We start from the raw sequence: 18,907 nt of genomic DNA, 5'->3' as shown, positions 1-18,907 counted from the left end.
CTCAGTCGGTCAGGCTTCCGTCCGGCGCGTGAACTGTCCGGCGGCGCGGTAGCGCCAGAGGTAGCTCGGCAGGATCGATGCGGTCGACTTGGGCGCGATGCCTGTGGCTGCGATGGTCCGGCCTTCGTCGAGGGCTGCCTTGGACACGACATTGTCGGAACGCAGCAAAAGGACCTGGTCCTTGGTCAGCAGCGGATTGGGCAGCATGCCGAGGATCGAGGCCTGCAGGTTGGCGATCGACCAGGGCACCGGCACCAGCGTGCGCTTGCGATCGATGACCTCGAGCATCTCCTCCATGCACTCTTTGAAGCTCAGCACCTGAGGGCCGCCGAGCTCGTAGATCGAGCCGCCCTTGACCTTGCCGTCGACGGCCCGCGCGACCGCTTCGGCGACGTCGCCGACATAGATCGGCTGAAACCGGGTTTCGCCGCCGCCGATCAGCGGCAGCACCGGCGAGAAACGGGCCATGTTGGCGAAGCGGTTGAAGAACTGGTCCTCGGGGCCGAAGACGATCGACGGACGGTAGATCACCGCGTTTGGCAGCGTGTCCAGAACGGCCTTTTCGCCGCGCGCCTTGGTCTGGGCGTATGCCGAGGGCGAGTTTGCGTCGGCGCCGAGGGCCGAGACATGGGTCAGCGAGGCGCCGACGGCACGGGCGGCCTCGGCGACGGCACGGGCGCCGAATTCCTGCACAGTCGAGAAACGCTGGCGGCCGCCTTCATGCAGGATGCCGACGAGGTTGACGACGTGCGATGCGCCCTGGACGGCGCGGTCGACCGACCAGCGCACGCGCAGATTGGCCTGCACCGGCTGGATCTGCCCGACATTGCCGAGCGGCTGCAGGTGGAAGGCGAGGTCGGGCCGGCGGCAGGCGACGCGCACGAGATACCCGCGCTTGGCCAGCGCCCGCACGACATGGCGGCCGAGGAAGCCTGACCCGCCGAAAACGGTCACGAGTTGCGGGGTCTGCAGAATTTCAGTCATCGCTGGCTCCGGTCGCCAAAGGGGCAGAAGATGTAGCGTTTCTTAGCCCGTTTCGCGAAAAAGGCAATCATCGAGCGACTGCACGGAGCGGCCCGCGCCGATCTGGCGCGGGCATGCGGCTTGCCTTGGGAGGCAGGGTTTCAGGGCACGATCGACATCGGGTTTCCGGAAACGATCATGCGGTCACAAACTAGAACTCGCGGCCGAGGCGCGCATCGACCGAGTGGCGGTTGCCGCCGCGAATGACGAAGAACAGGAAGATCGCAGCCCAGATGATCGACTTCTCGGCGCCCTGGTAGCCTTGGCTCATCGTGACCCAGTGGAACCAGACGGTGACCAGCAGCACGAACATGGCGGCGAAGGCGGCCGGGCGCGTGAACAGGCCGATGGCGATCAGGATGCCGCCGAAGAACTCGGTGCAGGACAAAAGCAGCGACCAGAAGGCGCCCGGGTAGAAGCCGAGCCCCTCGACCATGCCGGCGGCGCCGAACGGATCGGAGATCTTGCCGAGGCCATGGGTGACCAGCGCAACGCCCGCGACGACGCGCAGGACGGTTTCAGCGGTGTCGTGAAGGTTCGAGTAGAGGCCGCGGAGCGCGGGGATGAACAGTCGGCGGCCGGAAGTTTCGGTCGTCAGGGTCAAGGACATGTCTCCGATTGCGGGGGCTATGTACGATTGAAAGTATTGCAATGCACCAACGCCGCGATGGCCGGGTCACGGTCAAGTCAACAAGGTTTGATATAAAGCTGATTGACAAAGTCAACTTTAAAAATGTCGGAACCCTGCGCTGACCGAGGCGTTGACCCCCCAGTGCGGCGGACCTGTCGTGCCAATCCATATCAATCCCCGAAAGGAGAAATCGCGATGAATTGGAACCAGATCGAAGGCAATTGGGAGCAGTTCAAGGGCAAGGTGCAGAGCCAGTGGGGCAAGCTGACCGACGATGACCTCGACGTAATCAAGGGCAAGCGCAAGGAACTCGCCGGCAAGCTGCAAGCCCGTTATGGCAAGGCCCAGGAAGAGGTCGAAAAGGACATCGACAGCTGGCTCTCCCGCCACTGAACCGTCTTTCGCAACGCGCCGCGGGGGATTTTCCCGCGCAGAGCCCCGCCGTCGAGCGGGGCTTTTCGTTGCAGATAGCGACGATGCAGAAAACCCCGCGCGAGGCGGGGTTCTCCGGATGGCAGCAATCGGGTGACCGATGTCTGGCGAGGCCGCAGCCTTCGCGAGGCATGATCCTAAAGCCGGTTCCAGACTTTTCGATCATGCCCGAGGCATCAGGAGGGTTCCCGGCAGGTCTTGCCACCCCAACCCTGCTGACCCGACATGTTGCCACCTGCGGCCTTGCAGTCCTGGATGAACTTGGTGTTGCAGTCCGGGAACTTGCTCGAGCCGTTCTTGCAGTACTTGTCTTCGGTCGCGCCGCCATTGCCCGACGAAGCCTTGCCGCTCGGGCCGGACGGCTTGTCATTGTCGGGGGCGTCGGAGATGTCGCCGGGGCCCGAAGGGCCGTTGCCGCCGGGGGCGTCGGAGATATCGCTCGGACCCGACGGACGGTCGCCGCCGCTCGGCCCGGCAGAGAAGCTGGCGGCATTGGCGCTGCCGATGGCGCCGGCAAGCAGTAGGACGGCGGTCAGGATGGTGATCTTGGTCTTCATTGTCTCATTCCCTTTTCGAGGTTGCGTTTCGGGGTCGCGGAAACGCTCTGGTTTCCACGTCGGAACGATCTTTCGGTGTGGGTTCCCCCCGGTTGATCTGGCGAGCTCACCTCGCCCTGGACATGACTGCGTCGCAGCGTCAGCGGGAAAGGTTCAAAGGAAGTTCGAATTATTTTCGCGGGGGTTCGTACGGTGGTTCTGGACCGCAGATAACATCATGAAGGTCACGGCCTGGATCCCCGTGACCCTTCGCGGCTGACGCCGCTACGGGCACGAGGATGACGGCCGGAGGAGACGCTCCCGCTAATCAGAGAACGTGCCGCCTGTCGGAGACGTTGGCGATTGGCGCTGAGCCCCTCCGCATCCGTCATCCTCGGGTCGAAGCGCGAGCGCAGCGAGTGCGCAGATCCTGGGGATCCATGCCGAGACGTTGAAGCCGCGCTGCGGTCCAGGCTTGCTGGTCCGGTGGTTTGGTTCTGAAAAGGGTCGAAAATGCTGCCCGGTCAGTCTGCCTGACGCGCGGCAAATCCCGAGATACGGGCGTGAACAGCTGATGGCACGGTGATCCCTTCCACCTCCGAACGGGCCCGGGCGGCGGCCTTGGCCGGGCCGGGGATGTGGACGTGATACTGGCTGGACAGCCGGTCGAGCTGTTCGCGCATGCGGGCTTCGAAGCCGGGGTCGAACAGTTTTGGGTCCAAGGCGACGATGAACAGCCCGGTACCGGGCGTCTGATGGCCTTCCGTGATGGATGGCGCGTCGATCGACCAGTTGGCGCCGGCGACGCCGGCGGCAAGCACCTCGACCATCAGTGCGACATTGGCGCCGCGCGCGCCGCCGAAGGCGAGCAAGACACCTTTCATCGCCTTCTTGGCGTCCGTCGTCGGCTTGCCCTTGGCATCGAGCGCCCAGCCCTCGGGGATCGCCTCGCCTGTTTCAGCCGCCTTGCGAACATTGACGAAGGCGGTGGCGCTCGACGACTGGTCGATGACCAGAGGCGGCCCGTCGGCTGCGGGCGCTGCAAGCGAGATCGGGTTGGTGCAGTAGACCGGCTTTGTCGAGCCGGAGCCGGCGACGAGCGCCGGGCCATTGGTGGCGGCGAGCGCGACGAGACCGGCTTCGGCGAGGCGGCCGGTGAAATAGCCGAGCGAGCCGCAGGTGTAGGCATTCTTCTGCGCAAAGACGGTGACGCCGAACAGCCGCGCCGCCTTGGCGATCTCGTCGAAGTTGCGGTCGAAGCCGGTATGTGCAGCACCACGCTGCCCGTCGGACAGATAGATCGCCAGCGCCGGGCGGGTGACGACGGGCTCGGCCTTGCCGTCGATGCGCCCGGCCTCGAGCGCCTCGAGATAATCGACATAATGCGACAGCCCGACGCTCGCCTGGCCGTCGGCTTCGGCGGCGACGGCAGCAAGCGCGATTGAAATCGCCATTTCCTCGCCAGCGCCCGCGCCGATCGCCGCGGCGATGCACAGGGCGCGCGCCTCTTCGAGGTTGAGCGTGATGGTTTCTGTCTTTGTCTGCGGCATGGGCGTCATCCCAGTCTGGACGGAATCCTCGCCTCCAGCTTGCGAAAGCCGAAGACGAGGATGCCGGTGATGATCAGATAGATGAGGGCGAGCAGCAACAGCGGCTCGTAGACGATGAAGGTATCCTGGCGAACGCGCGAGGCCACCGCGTAGATGTCGATGACAGTGATGGTGGCGACCAGCGGCGTCGCCTTGAGCTGCAGCACCGTTTCACCCGCAAGCGTCGGCAGCGCCCGATGGATCGCCTGCGGCAGCCAGATGCGGCGGAAGCGCTTCCACGGGCTCATACCGAAGGCGCGCGCGGCTTCGAGCTGCCCCCTCGGTACGCCGGCGAAGGCGCCGCGCATCACCTCGCCTTCGTAGGCGGCATAGGACAAGGTCAGCGCGACGACGGCATAGGGCCAGGCCTGTCTCAGGATCGGCCAGAGTTCGGATTGCCTGATCCACGGATATTGCGGGAACAGCGAACCGAGGCCGTAATAGAGAAGCCAGAGCTGCAGCAGCAGCGGGGTGCCGCGGATGACGGTGCAGAAGGCCTTGGCCGGCCACGCCAGCCAGAACGGACCTGCGGCCTGGGCAAGCCCGAGCGGCACTGCGAGCATGAAGCCGAGCGTCACGGTCACGGCGAGAATCCAGATGGTGCGCCAGATGCCAAGCAGTGCCAGGTCGTAATATTTGGGCAGCCAGTCCCAACGCATGAAGATGGCGGCCGAGAGCACAAGTGCCGCAGCGATGGCGATCAGCACGATGCGGTGCGGCTGCAGCCACTCGGAGCGGATGACGGACACAGTCGTGGCGGGAGTGGCGGTGCTCATCGGCCGGTCTCAGCGATCGGCGGCATGCCGCGCCGTGCCCAGCGCTCGATGCGGCCGATGATGACGTTCGAGAACAGCGTCAGCAGCAGGTAGAGCACGCCGGCGGCGACGAAGAAGGTGAAGTAGGCCTTGGTGGTGGCGCCAGCCTGGCGTGTCTCCTGGGTCAGCTCGTTGAAGCCGACGACGGCCAGAAGTGCCGTGTCCTTTGTGGCGATGAGCCAGAGATTGGCGAGGCCGGGAATGGCGAAGGGCAGCATCGCCGGCAGGGTGATACGGCGCAAGATCTTGCCCGGCGGCATGCCATAGGCCCGCGCGGCCTCGATCTGGCCCTGCGGTATGGCCAGGATGGCGCCGCGGATGACCTCGGTAGCGTAGGCGCCCTGGACGATGCCGAGCACGCCGATGCCGGCGACGAGGCCAGAGATGTCGACGGCGGCGTAGCCCATGCTGCCGAGGGCGCGGTTGATGAGGTCGGTGCCGGCATAATAGAGCAGCAGGATCAGCACCAACTCCGGCACGGCACGCACGACCGTGGTGTAGATCTCCATCAGGTCGCGTACCATCGGGCTGCCATAAAGCTTGCCCCAGGCGCCGGCGACGCCGATAGCAAGACCGAGGCTGAAAGCGCCGACAGCGATCTGGATCGAATTGGCGAGCCCGCGCAACAGGTTGGCACCCCAGCCGGGCGGCGAAATAGCCAGCAATTCGACGGCGCTTGTCTGCAGCAGCGGGTTCAGCAGGTGCTCGATATCAATGGTCCTTTGGCATGATGGGACGGCATCGTTCCCCTCCCCCTGGGGAAGGGCTGGGGGTGGAGGTGCAGCGGCAGTTCTGCCGGTCGCCGAAGCTGGCAGGAACAGGTCCCCACCCTTCATCCCTCCCCACAAGGGGGAGGGATGGCGTCGGCGCGGTGCCATGTCTCCCTACTTCATTCCGGAGCAGGCGTGGCAACTCGAGCTCACTTGCCGTAGATGTCGAAGTCGAAATATTTCTTGGCGATCTCGGCATACTTGCCGCTGTCGCGCAGCGACTTGATGGCGGCGTTGAACTTGTCCTTCAGCTCGGTGTCGCCTTGGCGCAGGCCGACGCCGACGCCCGGTCCGAGGATCTCTACGTCCTCGGCGACGTCGCCCTTCATGTCGCAGCAGGCCTTGCCGGCATCGGTGGCGAGGAACGTCGCCAGCGAAAGCGAGTCCGCCTGCACCGCGTCGACGCGGCCGGCGGCGAGGTCGGCCTGGGCTTCGTCCTGGGTCTGGTAGATCTTGATCTCGGAGGCCACGTCGGCGAAGTGCTTTTTGGCATAGGCCTCATGCACGGTCGACACCTGTACGCCGATGATCTTGCCCTTCAGCCCCTCAGGGTTGGCTTCGAACTTGGCATCCTTGGAGCCGATGATGCCGGCCGGCGTGTTGTAGTACTTGTCGGAGAAGTCGATCGACTTCTTGCGCTCGTCGGTGATCGACATCGAGTTGATGATGGCGTCGATCTTCTTGGAGTTGAGCGCCGGGATCAGTCCGTCCCAGGCGGTCATGGTAACCTCGCACTGCAGCTTGGCCTCGGTGCAGAGCGCATCGATCATGTCCATTTCCCAGCCGCTCCATTTGCCGGAGGCGTCGGGCGAGGCGAAAGGCGGGTAGGGTTCGGGCGCCATCCCGACCTTGATCGACTGGGCGCTGGCGTTTCCGGCGCCTAGACCAAGCACCAGGGCCAGGGCCGCGGTTGCAAGCAATGCTTTCATGCTGTCTCTCCCGTTTTCGTTGTTTTGTATCGTTCCCGTGATTTCGTCCGCCGAGGCAGTTCCGGCTTGAGCTAGCCGATGCTGCGGATGAATTGCTTTAGGCGTTCCGACTTCGGCGCGCCAAAAATCTGTTCGGGTGGCCCTTCCTCCTCGACCTGCCCGTTGAAGAGATAGATCACATGAGTCGCCACCTCGCGGGCGAACTTCATCTCGTGGGTCACCAGCACCATGGTGCGGCCCTCGCGGGCGAGGTCGCCGATGACCTTGAGCACTTCGCCGACGAGCTCGGGATCGAGCGCCGAGGTCGGCTCGTCGAACAGCATGACGCGCGGCTGGACGGCGAGCGCGCGCGCAATCGCCGCGCGCTGTTGCTGGCCTCCGGAAAGATAGGCAGGGTAGACGTCGCGTTTCTCGGCAAGGCCGACGCGGGCGAGCAGTTTCTCGGCCTCGACGATGGCGTTCACACGCTTGATGCCCAGCACATGCACCGGCACCTCGATGACGTTTTCCAGCAGTGTCATGTGGCTCCACAGATTGAAGCTCTGGAACACCATGCCGAGGCGCGAGCGGATGCGCTCGATCTGGCGGCGGTCGGCGGGAATGCTGTCGCCGAAGCCGTTGGGCTTGAGGCGGATCTCTTCGCCATTGACCCGGATGATGCCACTTGTCGGGTTCTCCAGGCAGTTGATGCAGCGCAGGAGCGTCGATTTGCCGGAGCCCGAGCCGCCGATGATCGCCACCACCTCGCCGTCGCGCGCCGACAGCGACACGCCCTTCAGCACATGCAGCTGGCCGAACTTCTTGTGCAGGTTCTCGACATGGATGGCTTCGGCGGCGAGGCCGTTGCTCGGGGCAAGGGGCCGGGCTGCGTCGACCGCAACCATCAGCGATGGCCCCGGCGTGTGAACGTTGTCCCGTCAGCTGGCAATCGGCTGCTCATGGTCGCGTCGCGATGTTCCCCTGGGCGGTGAGGATGGACCCTTCTGCCTTGCGGCGTCAACGGCACCATTTCCCGCTTCTTATGCGCCCATTACGGCACTTGCGACGTTGTTATGCAAGTGTATAAATAATGCGGAGAGCCGACGCTGGCGGTTTTTCTCAGGATGCGAAGGTGAGCATGGCAGTCGCTGCGCGGAGAAAATTCCGCCGCGAAGGCGAGGAGCGCCGGCGGCAGGACCTGATCGAGGCGACGCTGGATTGCGTCGCCGAAAACGGGCTTCAAGGTGCAACCGTCAGGGCGATTGCGCTACGCGCGGGTGTCACCGCGGGCCTGATCCGACACTATTTTCCGGGTAAGGAAGACCTGCTGCAGGCGGCCTATGCAACGATCATGGGGCGCATGACCCAACTCGCCAAGACCGCACTCTCGACCGTCGAGCAGGAGCCGAGGTTGAGGCTTGCCGCCTTCGTCGGCGCCAGCCTCGTGCCGCCGGTTATCGATGTCAGGACATTCTCACTTTGGGCGAGCTTCATCGGCCGGGCCGGCTCCGACCCGGCATTGGGCGTGGCCCACAGGGCCGGATATCTCGGTTTCCGCGACGAGGTCGAGACGCTCGTCGCCGCGGTGCTGGCCGACGACGGCCGGCAGGCGAGCAAAGGCGAGTTGCGCCGCCACGCCATCGCCATCAATGCGATCATCGACGGGCTGTGGGTCGAAGGCTGCCTCGCCGGCGACATGTTCGCCAATGGCGAACTGGCAGAGATCGGTATCGGCGCGGTCGAGGCGATATTGGGATTGAGCTTGCGGCAGGGAGAAATGGCATGACGACGATCGGCGAGGCGCTCATCGGGCTGCTGGAGGCGCATGGCGTCGACACGGTGTTCGGCATTCCGGGCGTACACACGATCGAGCTCTATCGTGGGCTGGCGCGCTCCAGAATCCGCCATGTCACGCCGCGCCACGAGCAGGGTGCCGGCTTCATGGCCGACGGCTACGCACGCGCCTCGGGCAGGCCGGGCGTGGCCTTCGTCATCACCGGGCCGGGGCTGACCAACACCATCACAGCGATGGCGCAGGCGCGCGCCGATTCGGTGCCGATGCTGGTCATTTCGGGCGTCAACGCGCTTGGCTCGCTGGGCAAGGGGTTGGGTTTCCTGCACGAGCTGCCCGACCAGCGCGGCATGATGGAAAAGGTGGCGCTGTCGTCCCGGCGGGTGACGACGGCAGCCGAGCTGCCGGAGGCGATATCGGAGGCCTTCGAGATTCTCGCCACGGCGCGGCCGGGCCCGGTGCATATCGAGATTCCGCTCGACGTCATGCCGCTGCCAGCTGATGGCATGGAGCCATTGGCACGGCGCGCCACGCCTGACACGCCGGACGAGGCAGCAATTGCCGAGGCGTTGCGCCTGCTCCGCGCCGCCCGCCGCCCGCTGATTTTGGCTGGTGGCGGCGCAAAGCGGGCGGGAGCGGAACTCAAGGCGCTGGCCGAAGCCCTCGATGCGCCCCTGGTGACGACCACCAACGGCCGCGGGCTGCTGTTTCGCCATCCGCTCAACGTGCCGGCGAGCCCGAGCCTCAAGGCGGTGCGTGCGCTGATGGCCGAGGCCGATCTGGTCATCGCTGTCGGCACCGAGTTCGGGCCGACCGACTACGATATGTATGGCGACGGCGGCCTGGTGCTGCCGAACAACCTGATCCGCATCGACATCGACGCTGGCCAGCTGGTGCGGCGGCCTGCGGCGGTGTCGGTCCGTTCGGATGCCGGTGCCGCACTCGCGCGGTTGGCAGCGGCGGTGGTCGGTGGGCGAGGCTCGTCGGCAGGCGCGGCGCTGGCCAGGGCGACGCGGGAAGCTGCGTGGGCGGAGATCGGGCCAGCGATGCAGGCTCAGGTGAGGGCGGTCGAGACCATCCGCGACGCGCTGCCGGGGGCGATCATCGTCGGCGACTCGACCCAGCCGGTCTATGCCGCCAATCTCTGTTATGACCACGACAGGCCGGGTGGCTGGTTCAATGCCGCAACGGGCTATGGCGCGCTCGGCTTCGGCCCGCCGGCGGCGATCGGCGCGGCACTCGCCGTCCCGGATGCACCTGTCGTGTGCCTCAGCGGCGACGGCGGTTTCCAGTTCACCTTGCCGGAGCTGGGTGCGGCGCTCGACGCGCAGGCACCCGTTATCTTTGTCGTCTGGAACAACCGCGGCTATCGTGAGATCGAGACCTCGATGCTCGACGCCGGCGTCGAGCCTGTCGGCGTCTCGCCGGTGCCGCCGGATTTCGTCCTGATCGCACAGGCCTATGGGCTTGCGACGCAGCGCCTGCAGGATGTTAGCTCGCTCGGCGGTGCATTAAAGAAAGCACGCTCGACGGGAAAACCCTGTCTGATAGAACTCACCGTCGAATAGGCCGCGCGTCGCGGCCAGAGCATTTTGCAGCCGGGTGGAATCACCTGGCGTCGCAGAGATGCAACCGCAACAAAGAGATGGAGTGGCAGTCCGGCTTCAGCCGGGCGCGCGCTCCAGGGAGTCGAGCATGACCAACAATTTCGAGGGCCGGCACGTCGTTGTATCGGGCGCAACAGGTGCGCTGGGCGCGGCCGTTGCCAGGTATCTGCTGGCCGAGGGCGCCATCTGCCATTTGCCGATCAGCCGGAAGACGGAGCCTGATGGGTTCGAATTCTTGGGCCAAGACCGGGTGAGTATCGCCACCGGCGTTGACCTGACCGACGCCAAGGCCGTGGACGCCTTTTACGATGCCATTCCCGACCTCTGGGCCTCGATCCATTCGGCCGGCGGCTTCGACATGGGGTCGATCGACAAGGTCGATCCCGGCCAGTTCGGCCAGATGATGGACATCAACGCCAAGACCGCCTTCCTGTGCTCCCGTGCGGCAGCGCGCGGCATGATCGCCGGCAAGGCCGGCGGCCGCATCGTCAACGTCTCGGCCCGCGCCGGCATCGAGCCGCGCAAAGGCGGCGGCATGGTCGCCTATGCGGCAAGCAAGGCAGCGGTTGCGGCCTTGACCGTGGCGCTGGCGGAAGAGCTGAAGGGTGCCGACATCCTGGTCAACGCGGTGGCGCCGTCGACGCTCGACACCAAGACCAACCGCAACGACATGCCCAAGGCGGATTTTTCGAAATGGGTCAGCCTGGAAGCGGCAGCCGCTTCGATCGCGCAGCTTGCCTCGCCGGCCAATCTGGTCACCAGCGGCACTGTGGCTGAGATCTACGGACGCGCGTGAGGGCAAGCACCCGAGCATTCAGGCAGTGACCGGGGTCGCCGTTGGCCGATCCCCCGCGCCTACTGCGTCAGCAGGCCGCCATTGGGTACGCCAAGCAGCTTGGCCGGCAGGTAGATGACCAGCGAGGCCGCGCCCTTGATGACCTGGCCGCCGTCGGCGAGGATCGTTTCGGCCGGCGCGCCCTCGCCCCTTTCGGTGACGTCGTTCATCAACCCGCCTTGGGTGGTCAAGGCCATCAGCGTCGGCGAGCTGGCGAAGACGCCATGGCTGCCGCCGTCGAGATTGGATGTGTCGAGCACGGTGATGTTTTCGGCCTGAAGGGCGGCGACGTCGGCACCGGAGCCGACGCGCGGATGGCCGCCGGTCAGCCCACCCGACAGGTTGAGCGCTTTGTCGCGCGTCGATACCAGGATCATGAACGGGTTCGGCAGCTTGTCGATGTCGCGCAGCTGGCTCTGGAATACGTCGATATCGATGTCGGGTGCTGCAAGCACGAGGCCGCTGATGCGGCTGATGTATCTGTCGCGGCCGCTCAGCGACAGGCTGCGCAGCGCCTCCATCACCACATAGCTGCCCATCGAGTGGCCGACGAGCACGATGCGCTTGGCCTTGGTGCGCGCGGCGATCTCGATGGTGTCGGCAAGGCCGTCGCGGCTGTAGGCGGCGCTGTCGCGGTCATAGACGTAAAGTGGCAGCGAGCCGGCCGACGGCCAGGCGTAATGCAGGGCGACCGCCTTGACCTTGTAGTCGTGGACGATCTGGGCGTTGCGGAAGATGCTGTCGGCGAAGTTGTTGTTGTAGCCGTGCACGAAGATGAAGATCTCACGCTCGGCCTCGGGGCGCCGCATCAGGTCGACATCGAGGGCTGCGACGAACTGCGCCTTGTCGTCATAGGGCTGGAAGGTGCGGGCGATGAAGTTGCGTTCCGGGCTCGGCGTGCGGCTCGTGCTTTCGACCTCGCCGGCGATATGCGTCCTGGGGATGCCGATTTCGAACTTGGCGAAGTTGAGATGCTTGGCGCGTTCCGCCGAATAGGGCAGCGACAGGTCGTTCGACCGGGCACGCATGGTCGAGACGTAGATCTGCACCACGGACGCGGATTCACCTTGCTTGCCGTCATTGAGGCCAAGCACGGCCCGGCCGCCGCAGCCTGACAGGACCAGCAACACGAAAAAGACGGTCAGAAAACGCAAACTGGGCATGGGCAGGCTCTGAACGCGGGCAGCAAGTCCTGGATTAATGAGCAGCAATTCCCTGTCGCGGCAACCTTGGACAAGCCCATCATGCCCGGTCGGGAAGCATTCGGATGAGCCGTGAAGCATTCCGGCATCACTTCGGGCCGGCGAGGACAACTCGACAAAGGAAAACCCCGCCGGAGCGATCCGGCGGGGTCTTTCAATTCACGACAGTGAGCTGTTGGCTCAGTTGTTGCGGTTCTTCAGGGCTGCGCCCAGGATGTCGCCGAGCGAAGCGCCGGAGTCGGTCGAGCCGTACTGAGCGACTGCTTCCTTCTCTTCAGCGATTTCCAGCGCCTTGATCGAGACCTGCAGCTTGCGGGTCTTCTTGTCGAAGGCGATGATGCGGGCGTCTACCTTCTGGCCGACGACGAAGCGCTCGGGGCGCTGCTCGTCACGGTCACGCGACAGATCCGAACGCTTGATGAAGGTCTCGATGCCGCTCTCGACGAGACGGACTTCGAGGCCACCATCCTTGATGCCGGTGACTTCGCAGGTAACGACGGCGTTCTTGCGCAGTTCGCCCGAGGTCGAAGCTTCGCCGACCGCATCCTTGCCGAGCTGCTTGATGCCGAGCGAGATGCGTTCCTTCTCGATGTCGACGTCGAGAACCTGAGCCTTGACCATGTCGCCACGGTTGTACTCTTCGATGACCTGCTCGCCCGGACGGTTCCAGTCGAGGTCGGACAGGTGCACCATGCCGTCGACGTCGCCATCGAGACCGATGAACAGGCCGAATTCGGTCTTGTTCTTGACTTCACCTTCGACTTCGGTGCCGACCGGGTGGTTACGTGCGAAAGCTTCCCACGGATTCTCGAGCGTCTGCTTGAGGCCGAGCGAGATGCGGCGCTTGGCCGGATCCACTTCGAGCACGACCACGTCGACCTGCTGGGTGGTCGACAGGATCTTGCCGGGGTGCACGTTCTTCTTGGTCCACGACATTTCCGAAACGTGGATGAGGCCTTCGATGCCCGGCTCGAGCTCGACGAACGCACCGTAGTCGGTGATGTTCGTGACGGTGCCGGTGATCTTCTTGCCGATCGGGAACTTGGTGCCGATGTCCGACCACGGATCCGACTCGAGCTGCTTCATGCCGAGCGAGATGCGGTGGGTTTCCTGGTTGATGCGGATGATCTGCACCTTGACCGTCTGACCGATGTTGAGGATTTCGGTCGGATGGTTGACACGGCGCCATGCCATGTCGGTGACGTGCAGCAGGCCGTCGATGCCGCCGAGGTCAACGAACGCACCGTAGTCGGTGATGTTCTTGACCACGCCTTCGACAACCTGGCCCTCTTCGAGGTTCTGGACGATCTCGGAGCGCTGCTCTGCACGGCTCTCTTCGAGAACGGTACGGCGCGACACGACGATGTTGCCACGACGGCGATCCATCTTGAGGATCTCGAAGGGCTGCGGGTTGTGCATGAGCGGGGTGACGTCGCGGATCGGACGGATGTCGACCTGCGAACGCGGCAGGAAGGCAACGGCGCCGTCGAGATCGACGGTGAAGCCGCCCTTGACCTGGTTGAAGATAACGCCCTCGACGCGCTCACCCTTAGTGAACTTCTCTTCGAGCTTGACCCAGCTCTCTTCGCGGCGAGCCTTGTCGCGCGACAGCATGGCTTCGCCAAGCGCGTTTTCGATGCGCTCGACATAGACCTCGACGGTGTCGCCGACCTTCAGCTGGCCGTCCTTGGCCTTGGCGCCGAATTCCTTCAGCGGCACGCGACCTTCGACCTTCAGGCCGACGTCGATGATGGCCATGTCTTTTTCGATGGCCGTGACGATACCCTTGACGACCTGGCCTTCGCCCGAATGACCGTCCGAGAAGGACTCTTCGAGCAGGCTCGCGAAATCGTCGCGGGATGGATTAGCTTGTGACATTGGATCTCCTGGTGCGTCCCGGCTTGCGGGAGCGGCGCCGTGGGTTAGCGTTGCGTTGGCCTGCCAACATCCCGGGCAATAAGCCCTTGGCCGCCCAAAGCGGCAAATCGGCGCAAGAAGAATGCGGACAGGTCGGTTAAGTGGCGAAGCCCTGAGGCTTCAACCGTGCCTTCAACTGCCAAGGGCCCGATCAACGATATCCCTGGCTGCGGAAAACGCGGCTTCTATATCCATTTCTGACGTATCGAGCAAGTGCGCGTCGTCGGCGGGCCTGAGCGGGGAGTCGGCGCGGCCGGTGTCGCGCTCGTCACGGCGGACGATATCAGCGAGAATCCCGGTGAAATCGGCGCTGCCGCCATTGGCCTCGATCTCGGCCAGCCGGCGCTGGGCGCGGACCTCGGCACTCGCCGTGACATAGAGCTTCACGTCGGCATCCGGGCAGACGACCGTGCCGATGTCGCGGCCGTCGAGCACCGCACCTTGCGGCGCCTTGGCGAATGCACGCTGCTTGTCGACCAGGATCTTGCGCACCTCGGGGATGACGGCGACCTTTGATGCCGCCTCGCCGACCGCATGCGCCGACAGCAGCTTTCGGTCGAGATGGCCGAGATCGACGAGCTTAGCCGCCTCGATGGCATGCGCCACGTCGTCGAGCGGCCAGCCCTTTTCGATCAGCATGTGGGCGACGGCGCGATAGGTCAGCCCGGTGTCGAGCAGCGCCAGGTGGTAGTAGTCGGCGAGCCGGCGGGCGAGCGTGCCCTTGCCGGCGCCAGCCGGGCCGTCGATGGCGATGGTGATCGAAGCAGGCATGTCCTGGCGAGATCCCTGGTCAGACGCCGCGCATCAGGCCGCCATCGACCTTCAGGCTCTGGCCGGTGATGTAGGCGGCGCCCTCCGAGGCAAGGAAGGCAATCGTCGCGGCGATCTCCTGGGAGGTGCCGTAGCGCTGCATCGGCACGCCGTCGCGACGCTCGTCGGTCTGCGGCAGGCTGTCGATCCAGCCCGGCAGCACGTTGTTCATGCGGACATTGTGCGGGGCATACTGGTCGGCGAAGAGCTTGGTGTAGGCTGCAAGACCGGCGCGGGCCACGGCCGACGTCGGGAACATCGCCGCCGGTTCGCCGACCCAGGCGGTCGAGATGTTGACGATGGCGCCGCCCTTCTGGGCAACCATGACAGGCGCAACGAGGCGCGTCGCGCGCACGACATTCATGAAATAGACGTCGATGCCGGTGTGCCACTGCTCGTCGGTGATCTCCAGCAGCGGCGCCCGCGGGCCGTGGCCTGCGCCGTTGACAAGCACGTCGATGCGGCCCCATTTTTCCATCGTCAGCTCGACGAAGCGCTTCAGGTCGTCGTTCGACTGGTTCGAGCCGGTGAAACCGAGCCCGCCGAGGTCCTTGGCCAGCGCCTCGCCCTTGCCCGATGAGGACAGGATGGCGACGGCATAGCCGTCGGCTGCCAGCTTGCGCGCCGCCGCAGCACCCATGCCGCTGCCGCCGCCGACGATCATCGCTACTTTGTTGGTCATAAGCTTGCTCCTCGGTTGCGTTGCCGTGTTAAGCGGCGGTCTGGTCGATCTCCGCCCCGAGATCGGCCATCAGGCCCATGAATTCCGGGAAGCTTGTGGCGATCATTGTCTGGTCGTCGACGGTGACGGGCTTTTCGGAAGCCAGGCCCATGACCAGGAAACTCATGGCGATGCGGTGGTCGAGATGGGTCTTGACGGTGCCGCCGCCGAGGCCCTTGCCGCCGGGCACGCCGCGAACGGAGAGCGTGGTCTCGCCTTCGGTACAGTCGGCACCATTGGCTTCCAGGCCGCGTGCAACGGCCGCCAGGCGGTCGGATTCCTTGACCCGCAACTCTTCCAGCCCCTGCATCAGGGTTTCGCCCTCTGCGAAGCAGGCAGCGACGGCGAGCACGGGATACTCGTCGATCATCGACGGCGCGCGCTCGGCCGGGACCTTGACGCCCTTGAGCTCGGAGCCGCGCACGCGCAAATCGGCGACGTCCTCGCCGCCGGCATTGCGGCGGTTGAGGATCTCGATCGAACCGCCCATTTCGATCAGCGTGGTGATCAGGCCGGTGCGGGTCGGGTTCATCAGCACGTTTTCGATGGTGACGTCGGATCCGGGCACGATCAGTGCCGCGACCAGCGGGAAGCCGGCCGAGGATGGATCGCCGGGCACGGCGATGACCTGGCCGGCCAGCTTGCCCTGGCCTTCGATGAAGATGTGGCGCACGCCCTGCTCGTCGGTCTGGACCTCGATATTGGCGCCAAAGCCCTTGAGCATCTTTTCAGTATGGTCGCGGGTCATCACCGGCTCGATGACGGTGGTGATGCCTGGTGTGTTGAGGCCGGCGAGCAGCACTGCCGATTTGACCTGGGCGGAGGCCATCGGCACGCGGTAGCTGATTGGGGCGGCCTGGCGCGGGCCACGCAGCGTCAGCGGCATACGGTCGCCGGGGGAGGCATTCAGCACCTGCACGCCCATCTGGCGCAGCGGATCGAGCACGCGGCCCATCGGCCGGCCCGACAGTGAGGCGTCGCCGATGAAGGTGGTTTCCATGTCATAGGTGCCGACCAGGCCCATGGTCAGCCGCGAGCCGGTGCCGGCATTGCCGAAGTCGAGTGGCGCTTCGGCCTGCAAGAGCGCGCCATTGCCGGTGCCCTTGATGACCCATTCGTCACCACGCTTCTCGATATGGGCCCCCATTGCCTTCATCGCGTCGCCGGTGCGCATCACGTCCTCGCCCTCGAGCAGGCCGGTGATGCGGGTTTCGCCGGAAGCCAGGCCGCCAAACATGAAAGAGCGGTGCGAAATCGACTTGTCGCCAGGCACGCGGGCGGTGCCAGACAGGGGTTTCGACTTCCGGGCGACGGCCGGCTGGGGCACAGCTTGATGCGACATGGTGGTTCCTCGTGCGGGACGCCCGCGAAACCGGGCTTTCCCAATGATTGCGGCGGTGTCGTAGCATCGATTGTCGTAACGGTCATCCCCCATTGCCCCTGCCGGGGGATTTGGCTTTGACAGCGCCACAAACTGCGGCTAAGGGGACCAAAATCGAGAAAGACGAGGCCTGACGTGGCGAAATCCGAACTTGGCACAAAACGCGTCGACCCGGAGACGGGCCGAAAATTCTATGACCTGAACAAGGACCCGATCGTCTCGCCCTATACCGGCAAGACCTATCCGCGTTCCTACTTCGACGATGGCAAGATTGCCGCCATCCTCGAGGAAGAAGAGGAAGTCGAAGCCAAGGAGCTCGACGTCGAGGATGAAGGCGCCGAAGTCGTGTCCCTGGAGGATGCCGACGACGAGGCCAAGGGCGGCGACGACCTCCCGGATCTGGACGACGATGATGTCGATCTGGGCGACGATGACGACGACACGTTCCTCGCCGATGAGGAAGAGGAAGACGACGACGTCTCCGACATGATCGGCGTCGGCGACGACGACGACGAGATCTGACACGGCTTTTCGGGAAACCGAAAAAAGGTTTCGATCAAGGCTTGCCAATGGTCGAATGCGGCGCTAGAAGCCGCCAACAGCACCGGCGCGGACGACAAATTCGCGCCGACCTTTGCCGGAAACGGCACCCGGCTCAGGCCGGTGTGGGGCCATAGCTCAGCTGGGAGAGCGCCTGCATGGCATGCAGGAGGTCAGCGGTTCGATCCCGCTTGGCTCCACCAAATTCCTTCACACGGTCAGTACGTTAGAGACAGTAGCCAGCAGGCTGCTTCATTGTGCAGAACCTGTTTTCCTCAGTCACATCAAGATGTCGGCCGCACCCCTTCAGTTTGCTGGCGTGCCGGCTTCACCAGGATAGAGCGCCTCGGCAAGGTCGCGCACCGCGTCCGCCGTGCGTGGACCGAAGCCGATCATATAGGCGCCCTCGAGCACGACCAGTGCCCGATTCGCCGCGGCGGGCGTGGTGCTGAGCGCCGGGATGGAAAACACCTGCTCCGGCGTCGGCCCGCCATTGCCGTCGCCCATCATCAGGATGACGTCGGGCGCCATCTCGACGAGCTTTTCCTCCGACGCCGCCTTGTAGCCGTTGACCTCGCGCATCGGATTGATGCCGCCGGCATAACCGATGATCGCATCGGCCGACGTGCCGGAGCCGGCGGCGGTCAGCTTGATCAGGCCATGAAAGAAGATGACCTTCTTGCGATTCGCCGGAGCGACCTTGGCAGCGAGGCTTGCCGCGGCGTCGAATTCCTTTGTCACCTTCGCGGCCAGCGCCTTGCCTTCGTCCGGCTTGCCGAGCATCTCGGCGATCAGCGTGATCTTGCGGACGATGCCTTGAGGCGAATTGTCCTCAGGGACCAGCACGATCGGCACAGCGAGCGCGTTGAGTACATCGACGGCGTCGGGTGGGCCGATGTCCTCGGCTGATATGATGAGGTCGGGCGAAAGCCCGGCAACACCCTCCGCCGACAGCTTGCGGCGATAGCCGACATCGGGCTTGGAGCTGGTCGCCGCCGGAAACTTGCTGCCGCGGTCGCGTGCGACGATGCGGTCGCCGGCGCCGAGCGCGTAGACGATCTCGGTGACGTCTGATCCGAGCGTCACGATGCGCCGGGTGCTGGTGACGCTGACCTTTTCTCCGGTGGCGTCGACCACGGTGCCGGCCGTGGCCAGTGCGGTGAACCTGGCGAGCAGCAGGCAAAGCAGGGCCGCGCGTGCAATGGCACGCGACCGAAGCAAGGCTTGTGGGCTTGCCGGGAAGCTGAGGGGCTCTGCACGGTCCATGTCGTCGGTCCTGTCCGAGGGCTGCGGCAATGATTTAACTTGACTATCATAATCAAGTTTAATTACTCAAGCCCATAACGCAAGGGGACAGATACCCCGACGTCGAGCCAGCTCGGTGCGGCACCTGCACAT

Annotated in this window: 19 protein-coding genes and 1 tRNA gene; 6 read left to right on the top strand and 14 right to left on the bottom strand. The window is 64.8% G+C overall.

Going from position 1 to position 18,907, the window contains the following annotated elements:
* Positions 1-9: 9 nt before the first annotated feature.
* Together DY201_RS03115 and DY201_RS03110 are read right to left on the bottom strand one after the other, a co-directional pair.
* Positions 10-984: a complex I NDUFA9 subunit family protein gene (locus DY201_RS03115; protein ID WP_115729937.1), complete on the bottom strand. Its 975-nt coding sequence runs from the start codon at positions 982-984 to the stop codon at positions 10-12.
* Between the two features lie 190 nt (positions 985-1,174).
* Positions 1,175-1,633, bottom strand: coding sequence for a DoxX family protein (locus DY201_RS03110; protein ID WP_115729936.1), 459 nt, complete (start codon positions 1,631-1,633; stop codon positions 1,175-1,177).
* 216 nt (positions 1,634-1,849) lie between these two features.
* On the opposite strand from DY201_RS03110, the gene DY201_RS03105 reads away from it, so the two are divergent.
* Positions 1,850-2,047: a CsbD family protein gene (locus DY201_RS03105; protein ID WP_115729935.1), complete on the top strand. Its 198-nt coding sequence runs from the start codon at positions 1,850-1,852 to the stop codon at positions 2,045-2,047.
* A gap of 215 nt (positions 2,048-2,262) precedes the next feature.
* On the opposite strand, the gene DY201_RS03100 is transcribed toward DY201_RS03105, so the two are convergent.
* From DY201_RS03100 to DY201_RS03075, 6 genes are all read right to left on the bottom strand, one after another.
* Positions 2,263-2,643, bottom strand: a complete 381-nt coding sequence (locus DY201_RS03100; protein ID WP_115729934.1) for a hypothetical protein — start codon at positions 2,641-2,643, stop codon at positions 2,263-2,265.
* A gap of 503 nt (positions 2,644-3,146) precedes the next feature.
* Positions 3,147-4,172 (bottom strand): Ldh family oxidoreductase, encoded by a 1,026-nt coding sequence (locus tag DY201_RS03095; protein ID WP_115733558.1) that lies wholly within the window; start codon positions 4,170-4,172, stop codon positions 3,147-3,149.
* A gap of 5 nt (positions 4,173-4,177) precedes the next feature.
* On the bottom strand, positions 4,178-4,987 hold the full coding sequence (locus tag DY201_RS03090; protein WP_115729933.1) for an ABC transporter permease: 810 nt from the start codon (positions 4,985-4,987) through the stop codon (positions 4,178-4,180).
* Entirely contained in the window at positions 4,984-5,691 is a 708-nt protein-coding gene (locus DY201_RS03085) for an ABC transporter permease (RefSeq protein WP_342635171.1), read from the bottom strand. Before DY201_RS03085 ends, DY201_RS03090 begins: the two co-directional genes overlap by 4 nt.
* A 254-nt stretch (positions 5,692-5,945) precedes the next feature.
* Positions 5,946-6,725: a transporter substrate-binding domain-containing protein gene (locus DY201_RS03080; protein ID WP_115729931.1), complete on the bottom strand. Its 780-nt coding sequence runs from the start codon at positions 6,723-6,725 to the stop codon at positions 5,946-5,948.
* Between the two features lie 71 nt (positions 6,726-6,796).
* Positions 6,797-7,609 carry an ABC transporter ATP-binding protein gene (locus DY201_RS03075; protein WP_115729930.1) on the bottom strand — a complete coding sequence of 271 codons (813 nt, stop codon included), beginning with the start codon at positions 7,607-7,609 and terminating at the stop codon, positions 6,797-6,799.
* A gap of 233 nt (positions 7,610-7,842) precedes the next feature.
* Here DY201_RS03075 and DY201_RS03070 point away from each other — a divergent pair, with 233 nt between their 5' ends.
* The 3 genes from DY201_RS03070 to DY201_RS03060 all read left to right on the top strand — a co-directional run bounded on the left by DY201_RS03070 (position 7,843) and on the right by DY201_RS03060 (position 10,899).
* Positions 7,843-8,490, top strand: a complete 648-nt coding sequence (locus tag DY201_RS03070) for a TetR family transcriptional regulator C-terminal domain-containing protein (RefSeq protein ID WP_115729929.1) — start codon at positions 7,843-7,845, stop codon at positions 8,488-8,490.
* Positions 8,487-10,064 (top strand): 5-guanidino-2-oxopentanoate decarboxylase, encoded by a 1,578-nt coding sequence (locus DY201_RS03065; RefSeq protein WP_115729928.1) that lies wholly within the window; start codon positions 8,487-8,489, stop codon positions 10,062-10,064. The genes DY201_RS03070 and DY201_RS03065 overlap by 4 nt, the downstream gene beginning before the upstream one ends.
* Positions 10,065-10,191: 127 nt before the next feature.
* On the top strand, positions 10,192-10,899 hold the full coding sequence (locus DY201_RS03060) for an SDR family NAD(P)-dependent oxidoreductase (protein ID WP_115729927.1): 708 nt from the start codon (positions 10,192-10,194) through the stop codon (positions 10,897-10,899).
* A 59-nt stretch (positions 10,900-10,958) separates the two neighbouring features.
* Here the strand turns inward: DY201_RS03060 and DY201_RS03055 are convergent, their stop codons facing one another.
* From DY201_RS03055 to aroA, 5 genes are all read right to left on the bottom strand, one after another.
* Complete coding sequence (locus DY201_RS03055; RefSeq protein WP_115729926.1) at positions 10,959-12,101, bottom strand: alpha/beta hydrolase; 1,143 nt, start codon at positions 12,099-12,101, stop codon at positions 10,959-10,961.
* 219 nt (positions 12,102-12,320) lie between these two features.
* The gene (rpsA, locus tag DY201_RS03050; protein ID WP_115729925.1) at positions 12,321-14,018 is read right to left on the bottom strand and encodes a 30S ribosomal protein S1; all 1,698 of its coding nucleotides are present in this window, start codon (positions 14,016-14,018) and stop codon (positions 12,321-12,323) included.
* 171 nt (positions 14,019-14,189) lie between these two features.
* Positions 14,190-14,828 carry a (d)CMP kinase gene (cmk, locus tag DY201_RS03045; protein ID WP_115729924.1) on the bottom strand — a complete coding sequence of 213 codons (639 nt, stop codon included), beginning with the start codon at positions 14,826-14,828 and terminating at the stop codon, positions 14,190-14,192.
* A 19-nt stretch (positions 14,829-14,847) separates the two neighbouring features.
* Positions 14,848-15,549: an SDR family oxidoreductase gene (locus tag DY201_RS03040; protein ID WP_115729923.1), complete on the bottom strand. Its 702-nt coding sequence runs from the start codon at positions 15,547-15,549 to the stop codon at positions 14,848-14,850.
* Positions 15,550-15,577: 28 nt separating this feature from the next.
* A complete protein-coding gene (gene aroA / locus DY201_RS03035) occupies positions 15,578-16,930 on the bottom strand; it encodes a 3-phosphoshikimate 1-carboxyvinyltransferase (RefSeq protein WP_115729922.1) in 1,353 nt (450 codons plus the stop codon).
* A 174-nt stretch (positions 16,931-17,104) separates the two neighbouring features.
* On the opposite strand from aroA, the gene DY201_RS03030 reads away from it, so the two are divergent.
* Together DY201_RS03030 and DY201_RS03025 are read left to right on the top strand one after the other, a co-directional pair.
* Positions 17,105-17,491: a TIGR02300 family protein gene (locus DY201_RS03030; protein ID WP_115729921.1), complete on the top strand. Its 387-nt coding sequence runs from the start codon at positions 17,105-17,107 to the stop codon at positions 17,489-17,491.
* Between the two features lie 145 nt (positions 17,492-17,636).
* A tRNA-Ala gene (locus tag DY201_RS03025) sits at positions 17,637-17,712 on the top strand.
* Between the two features lie 103 nt (positions 17,713-17,815).
* Here DY201_RS03025 and DY201_RS03020 read toward each other — a convergent pair.
* Positions 17,816-18,775, bottom strand: coding sequence for a heme/hemin ABC transporter substrate-binding protein (locus DY201_RS03020; RefSeq protein WP_115733557.1), 960 nt, complete (start codon positions 18,773-18,775; stop codon positions 17,816-17,818).
* Between the last annotated feature and the right edge of the window lie 132 nt (positions 18,776-18,907).

It is taken from the genome of Aminobacter aminovorans (genome assembly GCF_900445235.1).
Taxonomy (GTDB): domain Bacteria; phylum Pseudomonadota; class Alphaproteobacteria; order Rhizobiales; family Rhizobiaceae; genus Aminobacter; species Aminobacter aminovorans.
This window is presented reverse-complemented; position numbering and strand designations above follow the sequence as displayed.